We start from the raw sequence: 21,821 nt of genomic DNA, 5'->3' as shown, positions 1-21,821 counted from the left end.
GCGTAGACAGGACTGGCGTGGACGGGCGGGGGAGGCGCCGGCTACTTCGTCGGCTTCTTGCCCGTGATGCCGAGGTGCACCAACAGGGCGAGGTTGGGCCGCAGTTCGTTCTGCTTCACGCCCCAGGTCTGGAAGCCCTTCTGGTGCGAGGCGACCGCCGCGAGCATCGCGACGAGCGAGCCGGCCATCGCGGCGGGGCTGACGTCCTTGTCGACCTTGCCCTTGGCCTGGAGCTCCTTCACCGTGTCCGTGAGGGAGTTGGTGACCGAGTTCAGGATCTTCATGCGGATCTTGTAGAACCGTTTGTCGCCCTCCGCCGCGCCGAGGTCGACGACCCGGAGGATGGCGTCGTTTTTGCGCCAGAAGTCGAGGAAGCCCTCGACAAGTTCTTCGGAGGTCGCCCAGCCCGCCTTGCCGACCCAGGAGCGGCCGGAGACGAGTTCCGTCAACCCCGCGCCCTCCTTGGCCATTTCTTCCGCGATCTCGAGGACGGCGCCCTCCACATCAGGGAAGTACTGGTAGAACGTCGCGGGTGAAGTGCCCGCCTTCCGGGCCACATCGATGACTTTGACGTCGCGGTAGGGCGAGGAGCTGAGCATCTCGCTGAGGCAGTCGAGCAGCTTCTGCCGCGTCGCCTGACCGCGTCGTCCGGCCACGCGGCCGTCGACGGTGCGTACTTGTCCTGTCATGCCGTCAGCTTACCGAGGGGTGATCGGAGCGCGATTCGGCCGACTGCAAATGGGGAACCGGCCAGCCGCCGGGCCCGCCCGCGACCGCGCCGCCGTCCCGCCTTGTCCCGCTCCGTCCCCTGCGGACCGGGCCCTACCCGAATAGTCTTATCAACAGCCTGTGGACAACTTTGGTGGACAACCCGGTCCCGCCTTGGCGTAATGCCCCGACATGCGATCGCATGTTCGATTTCTGCCCCTGCGTGGTCCGCCCCGGCCCGTTAGCTTGAGGGTGACGGGCACCACACGTCGTCCCGCCCTGTGCGACGGAAGGATCCGGGCCATGGCCGTATACGCGGAAGGCATGCCCTGCTGGGTCGATGTGACGCTGGACGACGTCGAAGCGGGCAAGCGGTTCTACGGGGGTCTGTTCGGCTGGACCTTCGAGGACCCCGGCATCGAGGACCGGGCGCGGACGGGATGGCCGGGCCGATCGGGGCAGACGGCGTTCGTCAACGCCCTGAGCGGCGGCAGGAAGGCCGCCGCCCTCGCGCCCAAGCGCGACGGCCGCATGCCGACCGCCTGGGGCGTCTACTTCGCCGCCGACGACGTGGTGGCGCTCGCCCGCAGGATCAGGGAAGCGGGCGGCCAGATGGTGACGGAACCGCTGCCCGTGCCCCCGCTCGGCATCACGGCCGCGGCGGCCGACCCCGGCGGCGCGGTGTTCGGGCTGTGGCAGGCGGGCAGCCACGCGGGCTTCGAGGTGCGGGACCGGCCGGGCTCCTTCTGCTGGACCGAGGTCTACGCGCGCGACAAGACCCGTACCGACCCCTTCTACGAGACGGTCTTCGGCTTCCAGGGCTTCGACCTGGACGAAGCCGGGGAGGACTTCCGGACGTGGTCCCCGGCGGGCGCCGATGCGGGCCCCGGTACGGCCATCGGGGGCCGCAGCGTCATGGGCACCGCGTTCCCGGCCGAGATGCCCGACCACTTCCTCGTCTACTTCGTCGTCGACGACTGCGACGGCGCGGCGGCGAAGGCGGTCGACCTCGGCGGCCGAGTCCAGGCGGAGCCCTTCGACACGCCGTACGGCCGGATCGCGGTGCTCACCGACGACCAGGGCGCCACGTTCGCCGTACTGGCCGAACCGGCGGAGCCCCCGGCGGCGGCGGACGCGGCGCACGCCTCCCTCCCGGCCGACACGCCCGACGCGCCCGAGCCTGCCGGGGCTCCTGAGCCTCCCGAGCCGTCCGGGCCCGCCAAGGCGTCGCCGTCCGCCAAGGTGTCCGAGCCGCCCGAAGCGGCCGAGTCCGGCGACGGGTCCGAACCCGCCCCCCTGGCCGAAACCAGCGAGGACGGCACGCCCTCCACCCCCGACGACCCCCGAGAAAACGCAACGTAACCGCTCATCGCCGACATTTTGCTCCAGCGTGACCTGTCCGAATCCGGGTGAGACACCCCGGTCCGCCCCCGGGTTCGCCACCATCGCCTCAGACAGGAAGAATCAGGGTGCGCACCGCTGGGTGGTGCCCAGTGGTGAGACGCTTCACGGGGCTGTGTTTCGCGGCCTCGTACGGGGAGGTGGCAGGCAAGTTATGGAGCAGCTGACGCAGCACGACCCGCGGCGTATCGGCCCGTTCGAGGTGCTGGCACGGCTCGGAGCCGGCGGCATGGGGCTGGTCTACCTCGCGCGGTCGGCGTCGGGCCGGCGCGTGGCGATCAAGACGGTACGGACCGAACTCGCCGAGGACCAGCTGTTCCGCGTCCGCTTCACGCGCGAGGTGGAGGCCGCCCGGGCGGTCAGCGGGTTCTACACCGCCGCCGTGGTGGACGCCGATCCGCGGGCGGCGGTGCCGTGGCTGGCCACGGCGTACGTACCCGCGCCCTCCCTCGAGGAAATAGTGAATGAGTGCGGGCCGATGCCCGCCCAGGCGGTGCGCTGGCTGGCGGCGGGCATCGCCGAGGCGCTCCAGTCCATCCACGGGGCGGGCCTGGTCCACCGCGACCTCAAGCCGTCGAACGTCCTGGTGGTGGAGGACGGACCGCGCGTCATCGACTTCGGCATCGCCTCGGGCGTCTCCAACACCCGGCTGACCATGACCAACGTCGCCGTCGGCACGCCCGCCTACATGTCGCCCGAGCAGGCGCGCGACTCGCGCAGCGTGACGGGCGCCAGCGACATCTTCTCGCTGGGCTCCACGCTCGTCTTCGCGGCCACCGGGCACGCGCCCTTCCACGGCGCGAACCCGGTCGAGACGGTCTTCATGCTGCTGCGGGAGGGCCCCGACACCGAGGGGCTGCCCGACGAGCTGCGTCCGCTGATCGAGTCGTGCATGCAGATGGACGCGGTACGGCGGCCCAGCCCGGCCGACCTCCAGGCGCAGCTCTCGCCGCACCTCTTCGCCTCCGGCGAGGACGACAGCGGCACGGCGTCCGCGTGGCTGCCCGCCCGGGCCACCGCGATGATCGAAGAGCGCCGGGGCGGCCGCCCCGCGCTGCCCAGCGGCCCCAGCATGCCGCCGTCCCGGGTCCACGCCTCACCGCCGAGACCGCCGGGACCGCCGCCGTTCTCCCCGGTGGCGTCCCGGTCGGAGCCTGCGGCCCCGTCGCCCGCGGCGGCGTACGCGGACGGACAGGGCGGGCAGGCGGGCCGGGCCCCGCACCCCCCGCAGCAGGGCGCCCTGCGGCTGGCCGGCTCCAAGGTCCCGATCGGGCCGGGCCCCCGGGTGGCCGACGGCCGTACCGCCGCGGTCGCCGTACCGGGCGAGCAGGCCACGGGATGGATCAGGCCTCCGGCCGGCGTGACCGCCGCCGGGAACGGGCCGGAAGCCGCCGCGGCCCCGCCCGTGACCGCCCCGCCGCCCCCTGCCGTTCCGCCGCCCGCACAGTCGGCGGACTCCGCGGGGCCCTCCGGGGGATGGCGGCCGTGGCGGTTCCGCATGTCCAACGACGTGTGGGGCACGCCCGCCGTCGCCGGCGATCTCGTCTACGTCACGTCCTTCGAGGTGCACGCCCTGGACGTGGCCAGCGGCCGGCGCCAGTTCAAGACGCGGGACGTCGCCTGGGCCATGGCGGTCGCCGGCGGCCGTATCCACGCGTCCGACGGCCCCACGCTGTACGCCCTGGACGCCTCCGACGGCCAGGAGCGGTGGCGGCTCCAGACCGACGCGTGGGTGTACTCCCTCAAGGCCGACCGCGGCACGGTGGTGACCGGTACGCGCGGCGGCGGCGTCCAGGCGTGGGAGGCGTCCAACGGCCAGAAGCTGTGGGAACTCACCGGGGCGCAGAGCGACTTCGAGACCCCGGAGGCCGGTCCCGCCGTACACGAGGACACGGTGTACGTGTGGCAGGACGCCCGGCTGCGGGCCCTGGACGCCCGTACCGGCATGGAGCGCTGGTCGTACCCGATCGGTGACGCGGCGTCCTGCGGCGGCGTACCGCTGCGGCTGACCTCGGCGCCGGACGGCTGCGTGTACGTCGCCGCCGGCACGCGCGTCCTCGCCGTCGACGCCGCCGGCGGCCGGGTGCGGTGGCATTTCGAGGCCCCCGCGGTCTTCCTGAGCGCGCCCGCCTTCGCGCCGGGCCCGGCCGTCGCGGGCGGCGGCGTCTACCTGGCCGACTACCTCGGCACGGTGTACGCCCTGGACGCCGCCACCGGCAAGGACCGCTGGCGCATCGCCACCGAGTCCCGCCAGTCCATCGAACCGGTGCTCGTCGTCGCGGGCAACGTCCACGTCGGCAGCGGCAGCGCGCTCTACACGCTGGACGCGGTGACCGGTACCCCGAAGTGGCGCTTCGCGGCGGGCGGCGAGGTCGTGGGCGCGCCCGTGGTCTCGGACGGCCGGGTGCACTTCGGGTCGGCGGACCACTGCCTCTACACGCTGGACGCGAGCGGCGGCCAGCTGCGCTGGAAGCTGGCCACGGGTGGCGAGATCACCGGTTCACCGGTGGCCCAGGGCGGCGTGGTCTACGCGTGCAGCAAGGACCGCTGCGTCTACGCCCTGGACGCGGTCAAGGGCACGGCGACCGGCAGGGCATCGGGAACGCGGGCGTGACGGGGCCGGCGGCCGGACGGCGGTGACCCGCCGACCCGCCGGCCGTTCACGTGCGGTCCGGGGGTCCGGGGGTCCGGCGGACCGGCGGACCGGGGGCTCAGCGGTAGCGGGAGTCCGGCGGCGGTGGCGGCCGGTCGTCCGGCCCGTCCCGCCCACCGGGGCCCGAACTCGGGAAGTCCCGGGGTTCGTGCCCGTGCCCGTAACCGCGTCCGCGGTCGTCGTCGTAGCCGTAATCGGGCTCGGGTTCCGGCTCGGGTTCGTGCCGCCGGTGTTGGCCGTGTCTGCCGTGGTCGCCGTGTTCGCCGTCCACGCGCCGGCGGCGGTGCCCGCGGCCGGACATCACGGCGGCGGCCAGCAGCAGCAGTACGCCGCCGCCGAGCGCCAGCCCGACGCCCACGTCGAGTCCGGAACCTTCGGCATCTACCGTGAGGCCCTCCCGCGCCTGGCCCACGCGGACCATCCACAGCACGGTGAAGGCGAGCACGACGACACCCGCGACGGCGACCGTCACCCGTGACCGGAGCAGGAGTCCGATCAGGGTCAGCAGGGCGGCGAAAGCGAACGGCAGGAAAAGCGACACCGCGATGGGGGCCCCGCTGTCCGTGATGCCGCCGAACAGATCGCCGACGCGGTAGTCGCGCCCGAGACGACCGTCGTACCAGGTATGGAAGGGGCTCAGTACGGCGGCCGTCGCTCCGACGAGAGCGAGGATCCAGCCTAGGACGTTGCGGACCATCGCAAGCCTCCTTGAGGTGGCTCTCTGTAACGACGCTACGCCCGTGACGCGGCAGCTGCCAGTTGCGGAGGGGGCCGCTGTGATGGCGCCGGGTGCCCGGGAACACGCGTTTGCGGGCGTGTCGGGCGCCCCACTAGGGTGACGTGCGCTCGTCAATCGAGAGCGCACATTCAACGATTTCAACGGGGGTTGAAGCGTGAAGCTTCGCCATGTCCGCGCTATCGCCGTCTTCGGCATCGCGGTCCTCGCCCTGACCGGAGCACGTGGCCGCGGAGGCAGCTGCGACGACAGCAGCGGCAGCAGCGGTGGCAGCAGCTTCGGCAGTTCGAGCAGTAGTAGCAGCACCAGCGGCGGTTCGAGCTACGACGACGGCTACACGTCGAGCAGCGGCGGCTACACCAGCGGTGACACCACGACCAGCGGCAGCACCAGCGGCTACACCACCAGCGGCAGCTCGAGCAGCAGCAGTAGCAGTAGCAGCAGCACGAGCAGTGGGTACACCACCGGCTCGTCCACCACCACGGGCTCGACGTCCGGCACCCGCGGCGACACGAACATCACGGACGTACGGATCGACTCCTGCCGGTACGACCCCTCGCGGGGCATCGTCGCGGCCGTCAGCGCCACCAACACCAGCTCGACCGAGAACTACACGTACACCTTCACGATCGAGTTCAGCGACCCGAGCGGTGCGACCATCGCGACGCGTCATCCCAGCATGTACATGGTGCTCGCGGGCCGCACCGAGCGGCAGGACGTCGCCACCCCGTACATCGCAAAGCCGGGCGAGACGTCCGGCGGCAAGTGCACGCTCAGCAACGTGCGGCGCATGTCCGCCTGACCCGGCACGCCTATCGCGTACGGAAGCCGGGCCGGCGGGCGGTGAAGAGTTCCGCCTGCCGGTCCGGCGGCAGGTTGCCGAGCGCCACCAGGTGCGGCGCCTGCGCCATGGCCTGGCCGCGCGCCCCCTCCGTCGCCGCCCACACCGCCCGCACCGTGCCCTGCACGGCCTCCGTCGGATACGACGCGATCACCTCGGCCGCGCGCACGGCCGCCGCCACTTCCTCGCCGTTCGGAACGACCTCCGACACCAGCCCCGTCTCGTACGCGCGCCGCGCGGACATCCGTTCCGCCGTCCCCATCAGCGCCATCCGCGCGACCTCCCCGAACGGCATGCGCCGGGTCATGTGGATGGTCTCGTACGCACTGACCATCCCGTACGTCGTGTGCGGGTCGAAGAAGGTCGAGTCCTCGGCGGCGACCACGAACTCGGCCTCCCCCAGCAGGTAGAACGCCCCACCGCAGGCCATCCCCCGTACCGCCGCGATCACGGGCTTCCACAGGTCGTTGGCCTTCGGGCCGACGGTCAGCAGCGGATCGTCGAGCGAGTACGGCGACGGTGGCTGGGGCACGTCCACCCCCCGGTCGATCCCGCTGCAGAAGGCCCTGCCGCCCGCGCCGGTGAGCACGACGGCCCGCACGCCGTCGTCGAACCGGAACCCACGCCAGACGGCGGCGAGTTCGGCCGCAACCCCGAGGTCAATGGCGTTGTGCCGCTCCGGCCGGTCCAGCGTGACGACGGCGACACCGCTCCCCTCCCCCCGCTCCACCCGCAGCCCACCACTCCCACCCCTACCGGTCCCACCCGTACCGCTCCCACTCCCAGTTCCACCACTCCTCTCCCCGCCGGTCACGGGCGCTCCAGCAGCCACCGTGGCACCGGGCGCCCGGCCGAGTCCTCGGTGAACGCGACCTGCACCTTCGCGCCGATGCGCAGCCGCGTCGGATCGACGGAGTCGAGCGGGGCGCCGGGCCGGGCGACGACGTTCCCCACGAGCCGTATGTGCGGGGCGTCGGCCAGCTCCACGACGACCGCGTTGTACGGGGCCTGCGCGGCGTAGGCGGGCAGGAGTGGCGGGTGGGGCACGACGTACGACCAGATCCGCCCCTTGCCGCTCATCCGCCGCCACTCGCTGTCGAAGGACTGGCAGTGCGGGCAGCAGGGCCGGGGCGGGAAGCGCAGCTCGCCGCAGTCGGGTGCGGCGCACGCCTGGACGCGGAGTTCGCCTCGGACGGCGTACTCCCAGAAGGGCGCGCCGTCGTCGTCGACGACGGGAGTGAGCAGCCCCCCGGCACTACTCCCTTCCGTACCCGACCCGGAGGCGCTCGCACTCTCCGCACTCCTCCCGCTCTCTGTGCCCCGCTCCCTCGCCCGACTCGTGCCGCTCTCTCGCCGGCTTGCACTCTCCCTGTCGGTCATGTCCTTCTCAACTCCTCAGCAGCAGAGCAGATGTAGGCACGCCCTCGCCCGCCGTCACCAGGCAGGTCGAGGCCCCTGGCACCTGGGCGGTGCTGGTGCCGCGCAGTTGCTTGACGCCCTCGGTGATCAGGTTGAAGCCGTGGACGTACGCCTCGCTGAGCCCGCCGCCACCGGTGTTGATCGGCAGCCGTCCGCCGCTCTCCAGGGCGCCGCCCTCGGTGAACGCCGCGCCCTCGCCCCGGCCGCAGAAGCCGTAACCCTCCAGGGAGAGGGGGATGAGCGGCGTGAAGGCGTCGTAGATCTGCGCGACGTCGACGTCGTCCGGCCCGAAGTCCGCCTGCTTCCAGAGTTGTCGGGCGGCGGTCCAGGCGGGGCCGGTGAGGGGGTCGTCGTTCCAGTAGTTGACCATGCCGTGGTGCTGGGCGGGCAGGCCCTGGGCGACGGAGTGGACGTACACGGGCCTCTGTCGGCAGTCGCGGGCCCGCTCAGCCGAGACGACGACGCAGGCCAGCGCCCCGTCCGTCTCCAGGCAGTTGTCGAAGAGACACAGCGGGTCGCTGATCCAGCGCGAGTTCATGTACATGTCGCGGGTCAGGGGCCGCTCGTACATCATCGCGGCCGGGTTCTGGTTGGCCCGGTTGCGGCAGGCGAGGGCGACATTGAAGAGGTGGTCGCGGGTGGCGCCGTACTCGTGCATGTACCGGCGGGCCAGCATGCCGATCTCGTCGGCCGGGCGCAGGAGGCCGAAGGGACGGGTCCACTGCGCGGGGGTGGGGAGCTGCACGGCGGTGTTCTTCCAGGGTCTCGGCCCGGAACCGCGCTTGCGCGACCGCCATGCGACGCCGACGCTCGCCTGACCGGTGGCGACGGCGGCGGCGAGGTGGGCGACGGTGGCGCAGGATCCGCCGCCCCCGAAACCGACCTTGGAGAAGAAGGTGAGGTCTCCCGCGCCGATGGCCTTCGCCACCTCCACCTCGTCGGTCTCCTCCATGGTGTACGAGGCGAGCGCGTCGACCTCGGACGGGGCGATGCCCGCGTCGTCGAGGGCGGCGAGAACGGCCCGGCAGGCGAGGGTCTTCTCGGACTCGGGGAGCCGCTTGGCGAAGGGGGTCTGTCCCGTACCGACTATCGCTGTCGCATCCTTGAGCGTCGCCACGTCGGGGCACCTCCGCGATGGTCATGACTGCTGACAGCGCGCCAGGCTACAGCTAATCTGACGGTTAGTCAGCTAGCAGTGTGGGAGGGCTTTCCATGAGCGACGCAGCGGACGGCGGGGACGGGCGGGCCCCCGAGAGGCGCGCCGGGCCGGACGCCGAGTGGGGCACCGTCCCGGAGCTGGTGCGCGGTGCGGCCGAGCGGTACGGCGAGCGGGAGGCCGTGGTCGAGGGCCGCACCCGCGTCTCGTACGCCGAACTGGGCGAGCGCGTCGAGCGGGCGGCGGCGGCCTGCATGGCCTCCGGCATCGCGCCCGGCGACCGGGTGGCGATCTGGGCGCCCAACACGCTCGACTGGATCGTGTCCGCTCTCGGCGCGGTGACGGCGGGCGCGGTGCTGGTGCCCCTGAACACCCGCTTCAAGGGGACGGAGGCGGCGTACGTACTGTCCCGCAGCCGCGCCAAGATGCTCTTCATCACGGGCACGTTCCTCGGCACGTCGTACGTCGCCTCCCTGCGCCGGGCCGACGTGGAGCTGCCGCACCTGGAACACGTGGTCGTCCTGGCGGACGGGGCGCCCGAGGAATACCGCACCTGGAAGGACTTCCTGGCGTCCGGCGAGGGGGTGTCGGCGGCGGAGGTGCGCGCGCGGGCCGCGTCGGTCGCGGGGAGCGACCCGTCCGACATCATCTACACGTCGGGCACCACCGGCCGCCCGAAGGGCGCGGTGATCACCCACGAGCAGACGCTGCGCGGCTATGCCATCTGGTCCGAACTGGCCGGTCTGCGCGAGGGCGACCGCTATCTGATCGTGAACCCCTTCTTCCACACCTTCGGCTACAAGGCCGGCATCATCGCCTGTCTGATGCGCGGCGCCACGATGGTTCCCCAGCCGGTCTTCAGCGTGGACACGGTCCTGGCGAACATCGCCGCCGAACGCATCTCGGTCCTCCCCGGCCCGCCCACACTCCACCAGTCACTCCTGGACCACCCGTCGAGGGACACCCACGACCTGTCGGCTCTGCGCCTGGTGGTGACGGGCGCGGCGGTGGTGCCGCTGCGGCTGGTCGAGCGCCTGCGCTCGGAGCTGCACATCTCCACGGTCCTCACGGCGTACGGCCTCTCCGAGGCGTCCGGCATCGTCACGATGTGCCGGCGCGGGGACCCGCCGGAGGTGATCGCGTCGACCTCGGGCCGGGCGATCCCGGGGACGGAGGTCCGCGTACGGGCGGAACCTGGCACTCCGGGGGAAGTCCTGGTGCGGGGCTTCAACGTCATGCGCGGCTACTTCGAGGATCCGGCCGGGACGGCTGCCGCGATCACGGCGGACGGGTGGCTGCGTACGGGGGACGTGGGCGTACTCGACGAGGCCGGCAACCTGCGCATCACCGACCGGATCAAGGACATGTTCATCGTCGGCGGCTTCAACGCCTACCCGGCCGAGATCGAGCAACTGCTCGGCCTGCACCCGGACGTGGCGGACGTCGCGGTGGTCGGCATCCCGGACGCGCGGCTGGGCGAGGTGGGCAAGGCGTACGCCGTCCGCCGCCCGGCGTCCACGCTCACGGCCGACGACCTGATCGCGTGGGCGCGCCGGGAAATGGCGAACTACAAGGTCCCGCGCCAGGTCGAGTTCGTCCCGGACCTCCCCCGCAACGCCAGCGGCAAGGTTGTGAAGAGGGAGCTGCGGGGGCGGGAGTAGGCGGGCGGGGTCGGGGGAACCACTGGTTGCTTCTGGGGGGTTTGGGGCCGTCCCTGGCGCTTGAGTGTCGGTGGGCCGGCCCAAAGAGAAACGCCCTGCACGGGAGCGGGGATCGTGGTGCGAGTCGGCTTGGTGGCTTGCGGGTGTGTGGGTTGGGGTCCGGCAACGGTGAACGGCCACTTACCGGAGTTCCCCCGTGGGCTCCCCCCGCCCCCTCCCACGACGAAGGCCGCGGTGGCTTCCCCTCCGGGCCACCGCGGCCTTCGTTCCCCGTGGAATGCGGTATCAGGTGACCGGCTCGCTCGACATGTGGTCGTCCAGCGGCTTCAGGACGTCTCCCTCCGCACCGGACATGTGGTCGTCCAGCGGCTTCAGCGGTTTCGCGATGTCCCCTTCCGCGCCGGACATGTGGTCGTCCAGTGGCTTGGGGCTGCCCGTCGGCTGCTTGATGTCGCTCATCGTCGCTCCAAGGTGTGTCGGCGAAACGGTCAAGTAAGCCCGCCCGGCAACTCCCCCGAGGGTTGCCGGACGGGCTGGGACCGTACAACTTAGTTGGCCGGTCCTGCGCCGATCCGTCTGCCCCCCGACGCGACGGATCGATAGGTATGACAGTGGCGGAGAGGGATAAACGAACGATGAACGCCTTGGTGAGGGCGTCCTCACCCCCCACATTGATCACCGCCGACCGATCCCACAGTTCGATCCCACAGTGCTCACCGCCGGCCGACCCCGCACCGCTCACCGTCCGACGCCCAGCTCGCCCCAACCGGACACGGCCCACGTCCCCAACCGGTCACGGCCCGCACCCCCCACCCCCTACGCCGCCCTCACCGAAGACAGCAAGGCTCGGACCTCGGCTGTTTCCGGGGAGTTGAGATCTTCGAAGATCGTCAGGGCCTCTCCCCAGCAAGCCCTGCTGCGGTCCACCTGGCCCAGGTGGTCGAGCGCCTTGCCGAGTACGGTCAGGACCGTGCCCCGGCGCCATTCGCCGCCGATGCCGCGCAGCGCGATGGCCTGCTCGGCGTGCGCTGCCGCAAGGGTCGGGCGGTGTGCGGCGAGGTGCACCTCGGCGAGCCTGAAGTGGGTCACGCCTTCCCACAGGGGCTGCCGGTTCTCGTGGAAGATGCCGAGGGCGTGCGTGAGCTGGTCGAGCGCCTCGCCGAACTGGCCGGCCTGGGTGAGGGCCATCCCGAGGGCGTAACGGCCGTTCGCAAGACGCAGCGTGAGGCCCTGCCGGTCGTAGATGTCGACGCCCTGCTTGGCCAGTTCCACCGCGCTGGTGGTGCGGCCCATGGCCAGGTGCGCGCGGGAGAGGTTGCACAGCGCGCTGGCCTCGCTCGGGCGGTTCCCGTCGGCGCGGAAGTTGTCTATGGCGAGCGCGAGGTACTTCTCCGCCTCGCTGTAGCGCTTCTGGTAGATGGCGATGAAGCCCCTGATGTTGGGCGCGTAGCCGCCCGGGATGGGGTCTCCCTGCGCCAGGGCCATGGCCGCCTCGGCCTCGGCCTCCGCCTGGTCGAAGCGGCCCGCGATGTGGAACACGTGCGTGAGCGCGGTACGGGCCCGGCCCTCCGCCCGGAGGTTCCCCGTGCGCCGGGCCGCGTCGAGCAGTGTGTGCGTCGTGTTCTCGTACCGCCGGAAGTTCGCGCCGGACTCGGAGAGGTCCTTGGCGGCGAGGAGGAGGTCCACGGCGCGCTGGACGGACGCGGCGTCGGTGGACTGCTGCGCGCAGGCCAGGATGCATTCGGCCTCGGTGTGGAGCCAGTCGAGCGCCTTGGCGCGTTCGTCGAAGCGCAGGCCCGCGCGGCCGGTCGGCTCCAGGTGGTCCACCAGGCGGTCGCCCGGGCGTTCCAGGGCGTAGACCGCTGCCGCCGTGGCCAGGTAGAAGTCGAGGAGGCGGGACAGGGCGCGCTCCCGTTCCACCGGGGGCTGTTCGTCGCGCTCCGCGCACGCACGCGCGTAGAGGCGGACCAGGTCGTGGTACCGGTAGCGGCCGGGGGCGGCGGATTCGAGGAGGGACGTGTCGACGAGGGACTCCAGGAGGTCCTCCGTCTCGTGGAGGGGCTGGTCCAGTACGGCCGCTGCCGCCGCCAGGGAGATGTCGGGGCCGTCGGCCAGGCCCAGGAGGCGGAACGCGCGGGCCTGCTGGGGTTCCAGCTGGCCGTAGCCGAGCTCGAAGGTGGCCTTCACCGCCAGGTCGCCGGCCTGGAGTTCGTCGAGGCGGCGGCGTTCGTCCGCCAGCTTCGCGGCCAGGACGGAGACCGTCCACGTGCGGCGGGACGCCAGGCGGGAGGCCGCGATGCGGATGGCCAGGGGGAGGAAGCCGCACGCGCCGACGACGTCGAGCGCCGCCTCGCGCTCGGAGGCGACCCGCTCGGCGCCCACGATCCTGGTGAAGAGCCGCAGCGCCTCCTCGGGGGACATCACGTCGAGGTCGACGAGGTGCGCCCCGGCCAGGCCCAGCATCCGCGCCCGGCTCGTCACGAGGGCCGCGCAGCCCGTCGTGCCGGGGAGCAGCGGGCGGATCTGCGAGGCGTCGCGGGCGTTGTCGAGCAGGACCAGGACGCGGCGGCCGTCGAGGGTCGAGCGGTAGAGGGCCGCGCGCTCGTCCAGGGTGTCGGGGATGGAGGCGTCCGGGGTGCCGAGGGCCCGCAGGAACGAGCCGAGGACGGTCTCCGGCTCGGCGGCGCGCTGGCCGGCGCCCTGCAGGTCGACGTACAGCTGGCCGTCGGGGAAGTGGGAGCGCGCCGCGTGTGCCACGTGCACCGCGAGCGTCGTCTTGCCCACGCCGCCGATGCCGGCGAGGGCCGACACGGCCATCACGCTGGACTCGGCCCTGGCCAGCCGGTCCCCGAGGTCGCGTACGAACGACGCCCGGCCGGTGAAGTCCGGCACGGTGGCAGGGAGCTGCGCGGGGCGCACCAGCGCCGGGGCCGCCGAGGGTACGGGCTCCACCGGGCGGGCCAGGTCCGCGTCGGCCTCCAGGATGCGCTGCTGGAGGTGGGCGAGTTCGGGGCGCGGGTCCACGCCCAGTTCGTCGGCGAGGAGGCGGCGCGTATCGGCGTACACGGCGAGGGCCTCCGCCTGCCGCCCGCTGCGGTAGAGGGCGAGCATCAGCAGCTCCCGCAGCCGCTCGCGCAGCGGGTGCGCGGCCGTCAGCGCGGTGAGCTCCGAGATCGCCTCCGCGTGGCAGCCGACCTCCAGGTCCAGGTCGAGGCGGGTCTCGGTGAGCTGGAGCCGCCATTCCTCCAGGCGGGTCCGCTGGTTCTCGGCGTACGGCCCGGGCACCGACGCCAGCGGTTCGCCGTCCCACAGGCCGAGCGCCTTGTTGATCAGCGAGCGGGCCTGGCAGCGGTCGCCGGACGCGCGGGACTTCTCCGCGTCGGCGGCCAGTTCCTGGGCGACGGCCAGGTCGAGGGTGTCGGCGCCCGCCCGGATCGCGTACCCGCCGGACTCGCTGACGAGCGTCCCAGGGGCCAGCGCCTTGCGCAGCCGGGAGGCGTACGTCCGTACCGCCGCCAGTGCCTGCGACGGCGGGTCCGCTCCCCAGATCGCGTCGATCAACTCGGAGGCGGTGGCGGTGCGGCCGTCGCGGAGCAGGAGCGCGGCGAGCAGGGCGCGCTGCTGCGGCGAGCCCGTGTTGAGGGACTCGGCGCCGCGCCAGGCGCGGACGGGTCCGAGGACGCTGAAGCGCACCGCCTCGGGACGTTGTCGCTGGTCTTCGAGCCGAGTGTCGCCGCCGCCTTCGTGCCGGGCGCCTCCGTCGGGCCGCGGACCCGGAGCGGAAGCCGGAGCCCGCTGCTCCGGTACCCGAGGTACGCCGTCCATCGCACTCCCCCTACTGCCTCTGCTGCCGCCTGCGGTCTGCCCTACCGCCCAGTCGCAACAGTCAGTTTGCCTTGTCCATGCCGAATGCGGCAGCACCGGAAGGGGCCTACCCATTACCCACCCACCGCCTACTAGCTGACGGATCGTCAGATCGGCGCTACCGTGGAACGCATGGAGACCTTCCCGAAGATCATCTCGGTGGACGACCACACGGTGGAGCCCCCGCACGTCTGGCGGGACCGGCTCCCGTCCAAGTACCGGGCCTCCGGACCCCGCGTCGTCCGCGCCCCGCTGAAGGAAATGACCTTTCTGGGCGGAAAGTTCGCGCCCGTGATGGGCGCGAAGGGCGACGACGGGCCGATCGGTGACTGGTGGGTGTACGAGGACCTGCGCCGCCCCCTGACGAGGCTCGACACCGCCGTCGGGTGCGACAGGGACGAGATCAGGCTGGAAGTCATCACCTACGAGCAGATGCGGCCGGGGTCGTACTCCGTTCCTGACCGCCTCGCCGACATGGACGTCAACCACGTCCAGTCGGCGCTCTGCTTTCCCACCTTCCCGCGCTTCTGCGGCCAGACGTTCACCGAGGCCAAGGACCGCGAGCTGGGGCTGCTGGGCGTCCGGGCGTACAACGACTGGATGGTGGAGGAGTGGTGCGGCCCGGACGCCCGCGGCCGCCTCATCCCTCTTACCCTCGTCCCGCTGTGGGACGCCGAGCTCGCCGCTGCCGAGGTGCACAGGAACGCGGCGCGCGGCGTGCGCGCGGTCGCGTTCTCCGAGATACCGCCGCACCTGGGCCTGCCGTCCGTGCACACCGACGCGTGGGACCCCTTCCTGCGCGCGTGCGACGAGACCGGAACGGTCGTCGCGATGCACATCGGATCCTCCAGCAGGATGCCGTCGACCTCCGCCGACGCCCCGCCGGCGGTCGGCTCGACGATCACCTTCGCCAACTGTTGCTTCTCTATGGTCGACTGGCTGATGAGCGGCAAGTTCGAGCGCTTCCCCCATCTGAAGGTGATGTACGCCGAGGGGCAGATCGGCTGGATCCCGTACATCCTGGAGCGCGCGGACGTGGTGTGGGAGGAGAACCGGGGCTGGGGAGGCGTGGCGGACAAGGTGCTGCGCCGGCCGTCCGAGCTCTTCGCCGAGCACGTCTACGGCTGCTTCTTCGACGACGCGTTCGGTCTGCGGAACCTCGACGCGATCGGGGTGGGCAACGTCCTCTACGAGACCGACTACCCGCACTCCGACTCCACCTGGCCCAAGTCGCGTGAGGTCGGTGAGCAGCAGATGGGGCACCTCGACCCGGACGTGGTGGACCGGATCGTGCGCGGCAACGCCATCGACCTGCTCGGCCTCACCGACGAGGGGCTGTGGCCGGGTCCGTGACGGCGGTTGCCGGTGGATCGTGCGGCGCGCCGTGCGCCGAGTGCCGGTGCGGGTGGATCGTGCGGCGCGCCGCCCTCGGGCCGGCCTCTGGTGGCGGGCGCCGCCGGGCGGGATCATCTACGTATGACGCTGAGCCTCGCGGAAGCCGAGAAGATCCTCGCCGACAACTTCGCCCCCTGGGTGCTCGACCTCGGGCTCGCCGTCGTCGAGACCGGTGAGCTCCACGCCGTACTGCGGCTGCCCTGGTCGGGCCGGCTCGCCAGGGAGGGCGGCGGGCTGTCCGGGCAGGCGCTGATGGCCGCCGCCGACACCGCGACCGTCATCGCCGTGTCCGCGGCCCGGGGCGCGTTCGTGCCGATGACCACCGTCCAGCAGTCGACGTCCTTCCAGCGGGCGGTCGTCGGCGCGGACGTACTGCTGGACGCGCGCGTCACCAAGCTGGGCAGGCGCATGGCGTTCGCCGACATCACCATGACCGCGACCGGGTCGGGCGACCCGGCGGCCCGCGCCTCGGCGGTCTACGCGCTGCTGGGGTGAGCGCGCAGGCCCAGGCAGCCGTCAGTGGAGGTCCAGGGCGCGCCGCGCGCGTCTGATCACCGCGTGCGCGTCGGCGCCGTACACGGCCGACGCGCTCAGGGTGGACCACACCTTGGAGTAGACGGCGATGCTCGCGGCGTCGTCGATCCAGAGCTCGGCGTGCCAGTCCTCGACGATCGCCAGGCGTTCGTCGAAGATCCAGAACCCGTTGGCGGGCGGAATCCGCAAAGGTGCGGAGAAGGGGACAATACCGAGCTCGACGGTGTCCAGTCCGATGACGCCTGCCAGCCTGTCGAGCTGTGCTGCCAGTACGGCGGGCGGGCAGACCTGCGCGTGCAGCGCCCCTTCCCACATGACGATGCGGTACTTCGTCCCGGGGCGGTACAAGCTGTCCTGCCACCGCAGCCGCGCTCGTACGGCGTCCTCTGTGTCGCGGGGTGACTGCTGCAGTTCGGAGTACCGGCTGAAGATGTTCCGCGCGTAGTCGGCGGTCTGGAGGGCTCCGACGATCATGGAGCTCTCCCAGGCGCGGAACGCCGTCGACCGCGCGAACTCCGTGCTGATCGCGTCCTGCACGGCGCGGTGTCCGGAAGCAAGCTGCCGCCGCCACGACCGGATGTGGGATTCGAGGCCGGCCAGCCGGGCGAGCAGCTCTTCGGCCGCTTCCGGGTGGCCGGTTCCCTCGGCCCACGCGCGCAGATCCTCGACGGTGGCGGTCTGCCGACCGTTCTCCAGCTTGCTGACCTTGGAATGCGGCCACCCGAGGGCCTGCGCCAGGCGGGCCCCGGTGAGCCGACTTCCAGGGGAAGATTCGCGCAGTTCCCGAAGACGTACTCCGAGCGCGGCGCGAGCTTGTTGGAAGTCGGTGCTCACCAGGTCTCTCTCGCTACATCGAGGCGGTCACTGCGGCCGCGAACCTTTCGTACGGTACGGCGTAGTGCCAGGCCGCATCGCGTACTTGAGCGTACCGATTGACCGCCGCGGGTTCGGTGATCAGTTCGACGTCGATCAGGTTGTCGGCGTCGTCGAAGCGGAGCAAAGCGACGAGCCGTGAGTCGATGAGCCAGAAGTCCTCTTCGGGCAGGTTCAGCCGTTCCGCGTCGGCGCGCCGCAGATTGCGGATGTCCTCGCCCACGGAGGAATTCCGCTTCGCGTTGTCGAGCAGGTACAGCTGGCCGGGTGTCGGTGGGTCGTCGACCACGCGTACCCGCTCGAACCGCTTGCCCAGAGCCGTCTGCTCGCGGCGCTCGGCGCACCATTCGACGTTGGCTCCGTCCCACACCACGGGTTCGCCGCGCTCGAACTGGGCGTACGTGTCCGAGACTTCATCGGAGGCGTACCTGCGCCGTGTCTCAAGCCGCCATGCGGTGTGCTTGAACGAGGTGAAGAGCTTGTCGAACTCGTCAAGGCCGATGATGTCGGGCACTCGGTCCGCCTCCTTGGGGCCGAAATCGATCAGAAGCTCTCGTGGTACGACGATCGCCGTCTCCCCTTCGGATAAGTGCCGGAGCTGAGCCGTGTCGTCGGGATCCGTGAGCGGTGGGCCGTGGACGATGATGTCCCCCGTGTCGAGATCCTCGTGGATCGACGGACATCCGTTCACGCCGCTGCCTGTTCCGTTGAAGCGCAACCGCCTCATAGGGGTGTCCTTTCGCTCGGGAGTCGGCCCAGTGCTCAGCATCGCGGGGTCTCGGGCCTCGCGGTGCAGCTTGTCGCCGACCGTGTGGGAAAGGTCGAGAAAGCGTGCCTGCCTTTCGAGAAACACCGAGAAACTTTCGCGCCAGGTGTAAGGGGCTGTCCGTAACGTCCCGTCTCGACCGGCGTAAGCAGCGCACCCGCTCTCCGTGCGAGTTGAGACGGACGGGCCCGGTGCGCGTATGAGTCGTATCGGGGTTGCCGAGTGGAACGACCGAGTGAGGCCGTGATGACGGATCCGGGGCAGGGTGTCTACGCGCCCGTCGTGCGGGAGCGTTCCGCCGGCTACCCCCTGACGGCCGGCGCCGTGCGCCTCGCCCGCATACACGTCCGTCGCCGGCTCACCCTGTGGGGGTGGCCGGGTGATGTGCAGGACGCCGTGCTGGTCGTCTCGGAGCTGGTCACCAACGCCGTCCATCACGGCCACAAGCCGGGCCACGAGCTGTGGGTGCGGCTCGCGGTGCTGGAGGACGGGGCCCTGCTGATCGACGTGTCCGATCCGGTCGCGGCGTTCCCCGGGTTCGGCGCGTGCGGGGTGCCGGGGGACGGTGAGGAGCGCGGGCGGGGTCTGTGGGTCGTACGGGACCTCGGTGGGGAGATCACCTGGTTCCTCCGCCGGCACTGCGGCAAGACCGTCCGCGTGCGGCTGGCGTCCGGCTGACCGGTGTCGCCACCGCCGGGACGGGCGCCGTGCGTGCCGTCCTCTTGCCTGATGAGGCGTCAGGTATGACGATGGCCTGGCCGTCCGTCGGTGACGGGTCGTCAGCTCCGGAGGAGTTCTCATGGCGCGGGTTCTGCCCGAAGGGCGGCTGTCGTACGGGATGCAGCTCCCGGTCCAGTCGCAGAGCACCATCTACGCGGAGACGTGGGAGTCGGAGGCCGGACCCCGGGAACTGGCCGAGGTGGCCCGGGTCGCGGACCGGTCCGGTTTCGCCTACCTCGCGAGTTGCGACCACGTGGCGATCCCGCAGCGGCTGGCCGGGGCCATGAGCACCGTCTGGTACGACCCGGTCGCCACGCTCGCCTTCCTCGCCGCCGTCACCGAGCGCGTACGCCTGCTGAGCCACGTGGCCGTCGTCGGGCTCCGGCATCCGCTGGTCACGGCCAAGCAGTACGCGACGCTCGACCACCTGAGCGGCGGCCGGCTGGTCCTCGGCGTGGGGGCCGGGCACGTGCGGGAGGAGTTCGACGCGGTCGGGGCGGACTTCGCGGGCCGGGGCGGCGTACTGGACGAGACGATCGACGCGCTGCGGGCGGCGCTGGGGGAGGAGGAGTACCCCGAGTTCGCCGGCGAGCGGTTCTCGTTCAGCGGGCTCGGGCAGCGGCCCCGGCCCGCGCAGCGTCAGGTGCCGGTGTGGGTCGGCGGGTCGTCGCCGGCGGCCGTGCGCCGGGCGGCGGTGCGGGGGGACGGGTGGCTGCCGCAGGGCGATCCGCGCGACCGCCTGCCCGCGCAGATCGCGAAGCTGAGGCGGACGCGGGCGGAAGCGGGTGTCACCGCCCCGATCGAGATCGGCGCGATCACCGAGCCGCTGTACGTCGGCGAGCCGTCCTGGGACGTCGGGCGGCGCACGCTGTCCGGCAAGCCCGCCCGCCTGGCCGAGTCGCTGCGCGCCTACCGGGCGATGGGGGTCGACCAGATCCAGGTGCGCTTCCGCAACAGGAGCCTGGACGAACTGACCGATCAGATGGCGGCCTTCGCAGGCGAGGTCGCTCCGCACCTCGACGACTGAAGGAGTGGGGCACCGATGGGAAAGCTCGACGGGCGGGTCGTGGTCATCACCGGCGCGGCGCGCGGGCAGGGCGAGCAGGAGGCGCGGCTCTTCGTGGCGGAGGGCGCGAAGGTGGTGCTCACCGATGTCCTGGACGAACGGGGCGAGGCGCTCGCCGAGGAGCTGGGCGAGGGCGTCGCGGCGTACGTCCACCTGGATGTGCGCCGGGAGGCCGACTGGGTCGCGGCGGTGGCCGCCGCGAAGGAGACGTTCGGGAAGATCGACGGGCTGGTCAACAACGCGGGGATCCTGCGCTTCAACGAGCTGGTGAGCACTCCGCTGGAGGAGTTCCAGCAGGTCGTGCAGGTCAACCAGGTCGGCGCGTTCCTGGGGATCAAAACCGTGGCGCCCCAGATCGAGGCGGCGGGCGGCGGGACGATCGTCAACACGGCGTCGTACACGGCCCTGACGGGCATGGCCTTCGTCGGCGCGTACGCGGCGACCAAGCACGCCGTCCTCGGGCTGACCCGGGTCGCGGCCGTGGAGCTCGCGGCGAAGCGGATCCGGGTCAACGCCGTGTGCCCGGGAGCGGTGGACACCCCGATGACGAACCCGGCGGCGCTCGATCCGGCGGCCGATCCGGTGGCCTCCGGGGTCGCGGTCGACGAGCTCTACAAGAAGCTCGTGCCGATGGGGCGCATCGGGAGACCGGAGGAGGTGGCGGCGCTGGCGCTGTTCCTGACGAGCGACGACTCGTCGTACATCACCGGTCAGCCGTTCGTCATCGACGGCGGATGGCTGGCGGGCGTGAGCCTGTTCTGACGGTGCGTCAGCTATTGACGGCCCCTGGGGGCGGTGGAACAGTCGTGGGCATCCTCAACTGACGATCCGTCAGATTTTCTAAGGAGAAGCACCTTGGAATTCGGGCTCTTTGTACAGGGGTACGTGCCGGCCGCGCGCGCCAGGACCGACCCCGGGGCGGAGCACAAGGCGCTGATCGAGGAGACCGAGTACGTCATCCAGGCGGACAGGTCCGGCTTCAAGTACGCCTGGGCCTCCGAGCACCACTTCCTGGAGGAGTACTCGCACCTCTCCGCGAACGACGTCTTCCTCGGATACCTCGCGCACGCGACGGACCGGATCCACCTCGGCTCGGGCATCTTCAACCCGCTGGCGCCGGTGAACCACCCGGTCAAGGTCGCGGAGAAGGTCGCGATGCTCGACCACCTGTCGGAAGGGCGCTTCGAGTTCGGCTCGGGGCGCGGGGCGGGCAGCCACGAGATCCTCGGCTTCATGCCGGGCATCACCGACATGAACCACACCAAGGAGATCTGGGAGGAGACGATCTCCGAGTTCCCCAAGATGTGGCTCCAGGACGAGTACGTGGGCTTCCAGGGCAAGCACTGGTCACTGCCCCCGCGCAAGATCCTGCCCAAGCCGTACGGGGCGTCGCACCCGGCGATGTGGTACGCCGCCGGGTCGCCGTCGTCGTACGCCATGGCGGGGAAGAAGGGGCTCGGGGTGCTGGGCTTCAGCGTCCAGAAGGTCTCCGACATGGAGTGGGTCGTCGAGTCGTACAAGAACGCGGTGAAGGAGGCGGAGCCGATCGGGGGCTTCGTCAACGACAACGTCATGGTGACGTCGACGGCGATCTGCGCCGAGACGCACGACAAGGCGGTCGAGATCGCGGTCGGCGGCGGGCTGAACTACCTCCAGTCGCTGCTCTTCCGCTACCACGACACGTTCCCCCGCCCCGAGGGGATCCCGGAGTGGCCGGAGCTGCTGCCGGAGTACACGGCGGAGATCGTCGAGCTGCTCATCGCGGAGGAGCTGATGATCTGCGGGGACCCGGACGAGGTGCTGCGGCAGTGCAAGCGGTGGGAGCAGGCGGGGGCGGACCAGCTGTCGTTCGGACTGCCCATCGGGGTGTCGCCCGAGGACACGATGACGACGATCAAGCTGATCGGCGAGCACGTCATCCCGGAGATCGACACGGATCCGGTGCACCGGACGACCCGCTTCCGCCAGGCGGCGCAGGCGGGCTGAGCGACCAGCCGGCCGCGCGGGGCTTCCTCCCCCTCTCCTCAC

The 21,821-nt window shown here is 71.5% G+C and carries 18 protein-coding genes and 1 pseudogene; 10 read left to right on the top strand and 9 right to left on the bottom strand.

Going from position 1 to position 21,821, the window contains the following annotated elements; genetic code table 11:
* Window positions 1-41: 41 nt before the first annotated feature.
* Window positions 42-689, bottom strand: a complete 648-nt coding sequence (locus tag AC07FK_RS16840) for a TetR family transcriptional regulator (protein WP_138904243.1) — start codon at window positions 687-689, stop codon at window positions 42-44.
* A 322-nt stretch (window positions 690-1,011) separates the two neighbouring features.
* Between AC07FK_RS16840 and kbpA the strand changes: the two are divergent.
* Window positions 1,012-1,824, top strand: a pseudogene (kbpA, locus tag AC07FK_RS16835) (AfsK-binding protein KbpA); the annotation flags it as partial.
* A 439-nt stretch (window positions 1,825-2,263) separates the two neighbouring features.
* Window positions 2,264-4,723 (top strand): protein serine/threonine kinase AfsK, encoded by a 2,460-nt coding sequence (gene afsK / locus AC07FK_RS16830; RefSeq protein WP_479105637.1) that lies wholly within the window; start codon window positions 2,264-2,266, stop codon window positions 4,721-4,723.
* 97 nt (window positions 4,724-4,820) lie between these two features.
* Here the strand turns inward: afsK and AC07FK_RS16825 are convergent, their stop codons facing one another.
* On the bottom strand, window positions 4,821-5,459 hold the full coding sequence (locus tag AC07FK_RS16825) for a hypothetical protein (protein ID WP_479105636.1): 639 nt from the start codon (window positions 5,457-5,459) through the stop codon (window positions 4,821-4,823).
* A 196-nt stretch (window positions 5,460-5,655) separates the two neighbouring features.
* On the opposite strand from AC07FK_RS16825, the gene AC07FK_RS16820 reads away from it, so the two are divergent.
* Complete coding sequence (locus AC07FK_RS16820) at window positions 5,656-6,300, top strand: hypothetical protein (RefSeq protein WP_479105635.1); 645 nt, start codon at window positions 5,656-5,658, stop codon at window positions 6,298-6,300.
* Window positions 6,301-6,310: 10 nt separating this feature from the next.
* Here the strand turns inward: AC07FK_RS16820 and AC07FK_RS16815 are convergent, their stop codons facing one another.
* The 3 genes from AC07FK_RS16815 to AC07FK_RS16805 all read right to left on the bottom strand — a co-directional run bounded on the left by AC07FK_RS16815 (window position 6,311) and on the right by AC07FK_RS16805 (window position 8,875).
* Window positions 6,311-7,075, bottom strand: coding sequence for an enoyl-CoA hydratase/isomerase family protein (locus tag AC07FK_RS16815; RefSeq protein WP_479105857.1), 765 nt, complete (start codon window positions 7,073-7,075; stop codon window positions 6,311-6,313).
* A 74-nt stretch (window positions 7,076-7,149) separates the two neighbouring features.
* Window positions 7,150-7,584: a Zn-ribbon domain-containing OB-fold protein gene (locus AC07FK_RS16810; protein ID WP_479105856.1), complete on the bottom strand. Its 435-nt coding sequence runs from the start codon at window positions 7,582-7,584 to the stop codon at window positions 7,150-7,152.
* Window positions 7,585-7,726: 142 nt separating this feature from the next.
* Window positions 7,727-8,875, bottom strand: a complete 1,149-nt coding sequence (locus AC07FK_RS16805) for a lipid-transfer protein (protein ID WP_479105634.1) — start codon at window positions 8,873-8,875, stop codon at window positions 7,727-7,729.
* Window positions 8,876-8,970: 95 nt separating this feature from the next.
* On the opposite strand from AC07FK_RS16805, the gene AC07FK_RS16800 reads away from it, so the two are divergent.
* Window positions 8,971-10,575 carry a FadD3 family acyl-CoA ligase gene (locus AC07FK_RS16800; protein WP_479105633.1) on the top strand — a complete coding sequence of 535 codons (1,605 nt, stop codon included), beginning with the start codon at window positions 8,971-8,973 and terminating at the stop codon, window positions 10,573-10,575.
* A gap of 285 nt (window positions 10,576-10,860) precedes the next feature.
* On the opposite strand, the gene AC07FK_RS16795 is transcribed toward AC07FK_RS16800, so the two are convergent.
* On the bottom strand, window positions 10,861-11,034 hold the full coding sequence (locus tag AC07FK_RS16795; protein ID WP_479105632.1) for a hypothetical protein: 174 nt from the start codon (window positions 11,032-11,034) through the stop codon (window positions 10,861-10,863).
* A gap of 357 nt (window positions 11,035-11,391) precedes the next feature.
* Window positions 11,392-14,400: an SARP-family global regulator AfsR gene (gene afsR, locus AC07FK_RS16790; RefSeq protein ID WP_479105631.1), complete on the bottom strand. Its 3,009-nt coding sequence runs from the start codon at window positions 14,398-14,400 to the stop codon at window positions 11,392-11,394.
* A 171-nt stretch (window positions 14,401-14,571) separates the two neighbouring features.
* On the opposite strand from afsR, the gene AC07FK_RS16785 reads away from it, so the two are divergent.
* A complete protein-coding gene (locus tag AC07FK_RS16785) occupies window positions 14,572-15,792 on the top strand; it encodes an amidohydrolase family protein (protein ID WP_479105630.1) in 1,221 nt (406 codons plus the stop codon).
* Between the two features lie 123 nt (window positions 15,793-15,915).
* The gene (locus AC07FK_RS16780) at window positions 15,916-16,329 is read left to right on the top strand and encodes a PaaI family thioesterase (RefSeq protein ID WP_479105629.1); all 414 of its coding nucleotides are present in this window, start codon (window positions 15,916-15,918) and stop codon (window positions 16,327-16,329) included.
* Between the two features lie 21 nt (window positions 16,330-16,350).
* On the opposite strand, the gene AC07FK_RS16775 is transcribed toward AC07FK_RS16780, so the two are convergent.
* Entirely contained in the window at window positions 16,351-17,202 is an 852-nt protein-coding gene (locus AC07FK_RS16775; RefSeq protein WP_479105628.1) for a helix-turn-helix domain-containing protein, read from the bottom strand.
* A 13-nt stretch (window positions 17,203-17,215) separates the two neighbouring features.
* A complete protein-coding gene (locus AC07FK_RS16770; protein ID WP_479105627.1) occupies window positions 17,216-17,968 on the bottom strand; it encodes a DUF6879 family protein in 753 nt (250 codons plus the stop codon).
* Window positions 17,969-18,253: 285 nt separating this feature from the next.
* Here AC07FK_RS16770 and AC07FK_RS16765 point away from each other — a divergent pair, with 285 nt between their 5' ends.
* The 4 genes from AC07FK_RS16765 (at window position 18,254) to AC07FK_RS16750 (ending at window position 21,779) form a co-directional block, all read left to right on the top strand.
* Window positions 18,254-18,685, top strand: coding sequence for an ATP-binding protein (locus AC07FK_RS16765; protein WP_479105626.1), 432 nt, complete (start codon window positions 18,254-18,256; stop codon window positions 18,683-18,685).
* 121 nt (window positions 18,686-18,806) lie between these two features.
* Window positions 18,807-19,754, top strand: coding sequence for an LLM class F420-dependent oxidoreductase (locus AC07FK_RS16760; protein ID WP_479105625.1), 948 nt, complete (start codon window positions 18,807-18,809; stop codon window positions 19,752-19,754).
* Window positions 19,755-19,769: 15 nt separating this feature from the next.
* On the top strand, window positions 19,770-20,555 hold the full coding sequence (locus tag AC07FK_RS16755) for an SDR family NAD(P)-dependent oxidoreductase (RefSeq protein WP_479105624.1): 786 nt from the start codon (window positions 19,770-19,772) through the stop codon (window positions 20,553-20,555).
* A gap of 93 nt (window positions 20,556-20,648) precedes the next feature.
* On the top strand, window positions 20,649-21,779 hold the full coding sequence (locus AC07FK_RS16750; protein WP_479105623.1) for an LLM class flavin-dependent oxidoreductase: 1,131 nt from the start codon (window positions 20,649-20,651) through the stop codon (window positions 21,777-21,779).
* The last annotated feature ends 42 nt before the right edge of the window (window positions 21,780-21,821 follow it).

The organism is Streptomyces sp. NPDC046122 (assembly GCF_056429965.1).
This window is presented reverse-complemented; position numbering and strand designations above follow the sequence as displayed.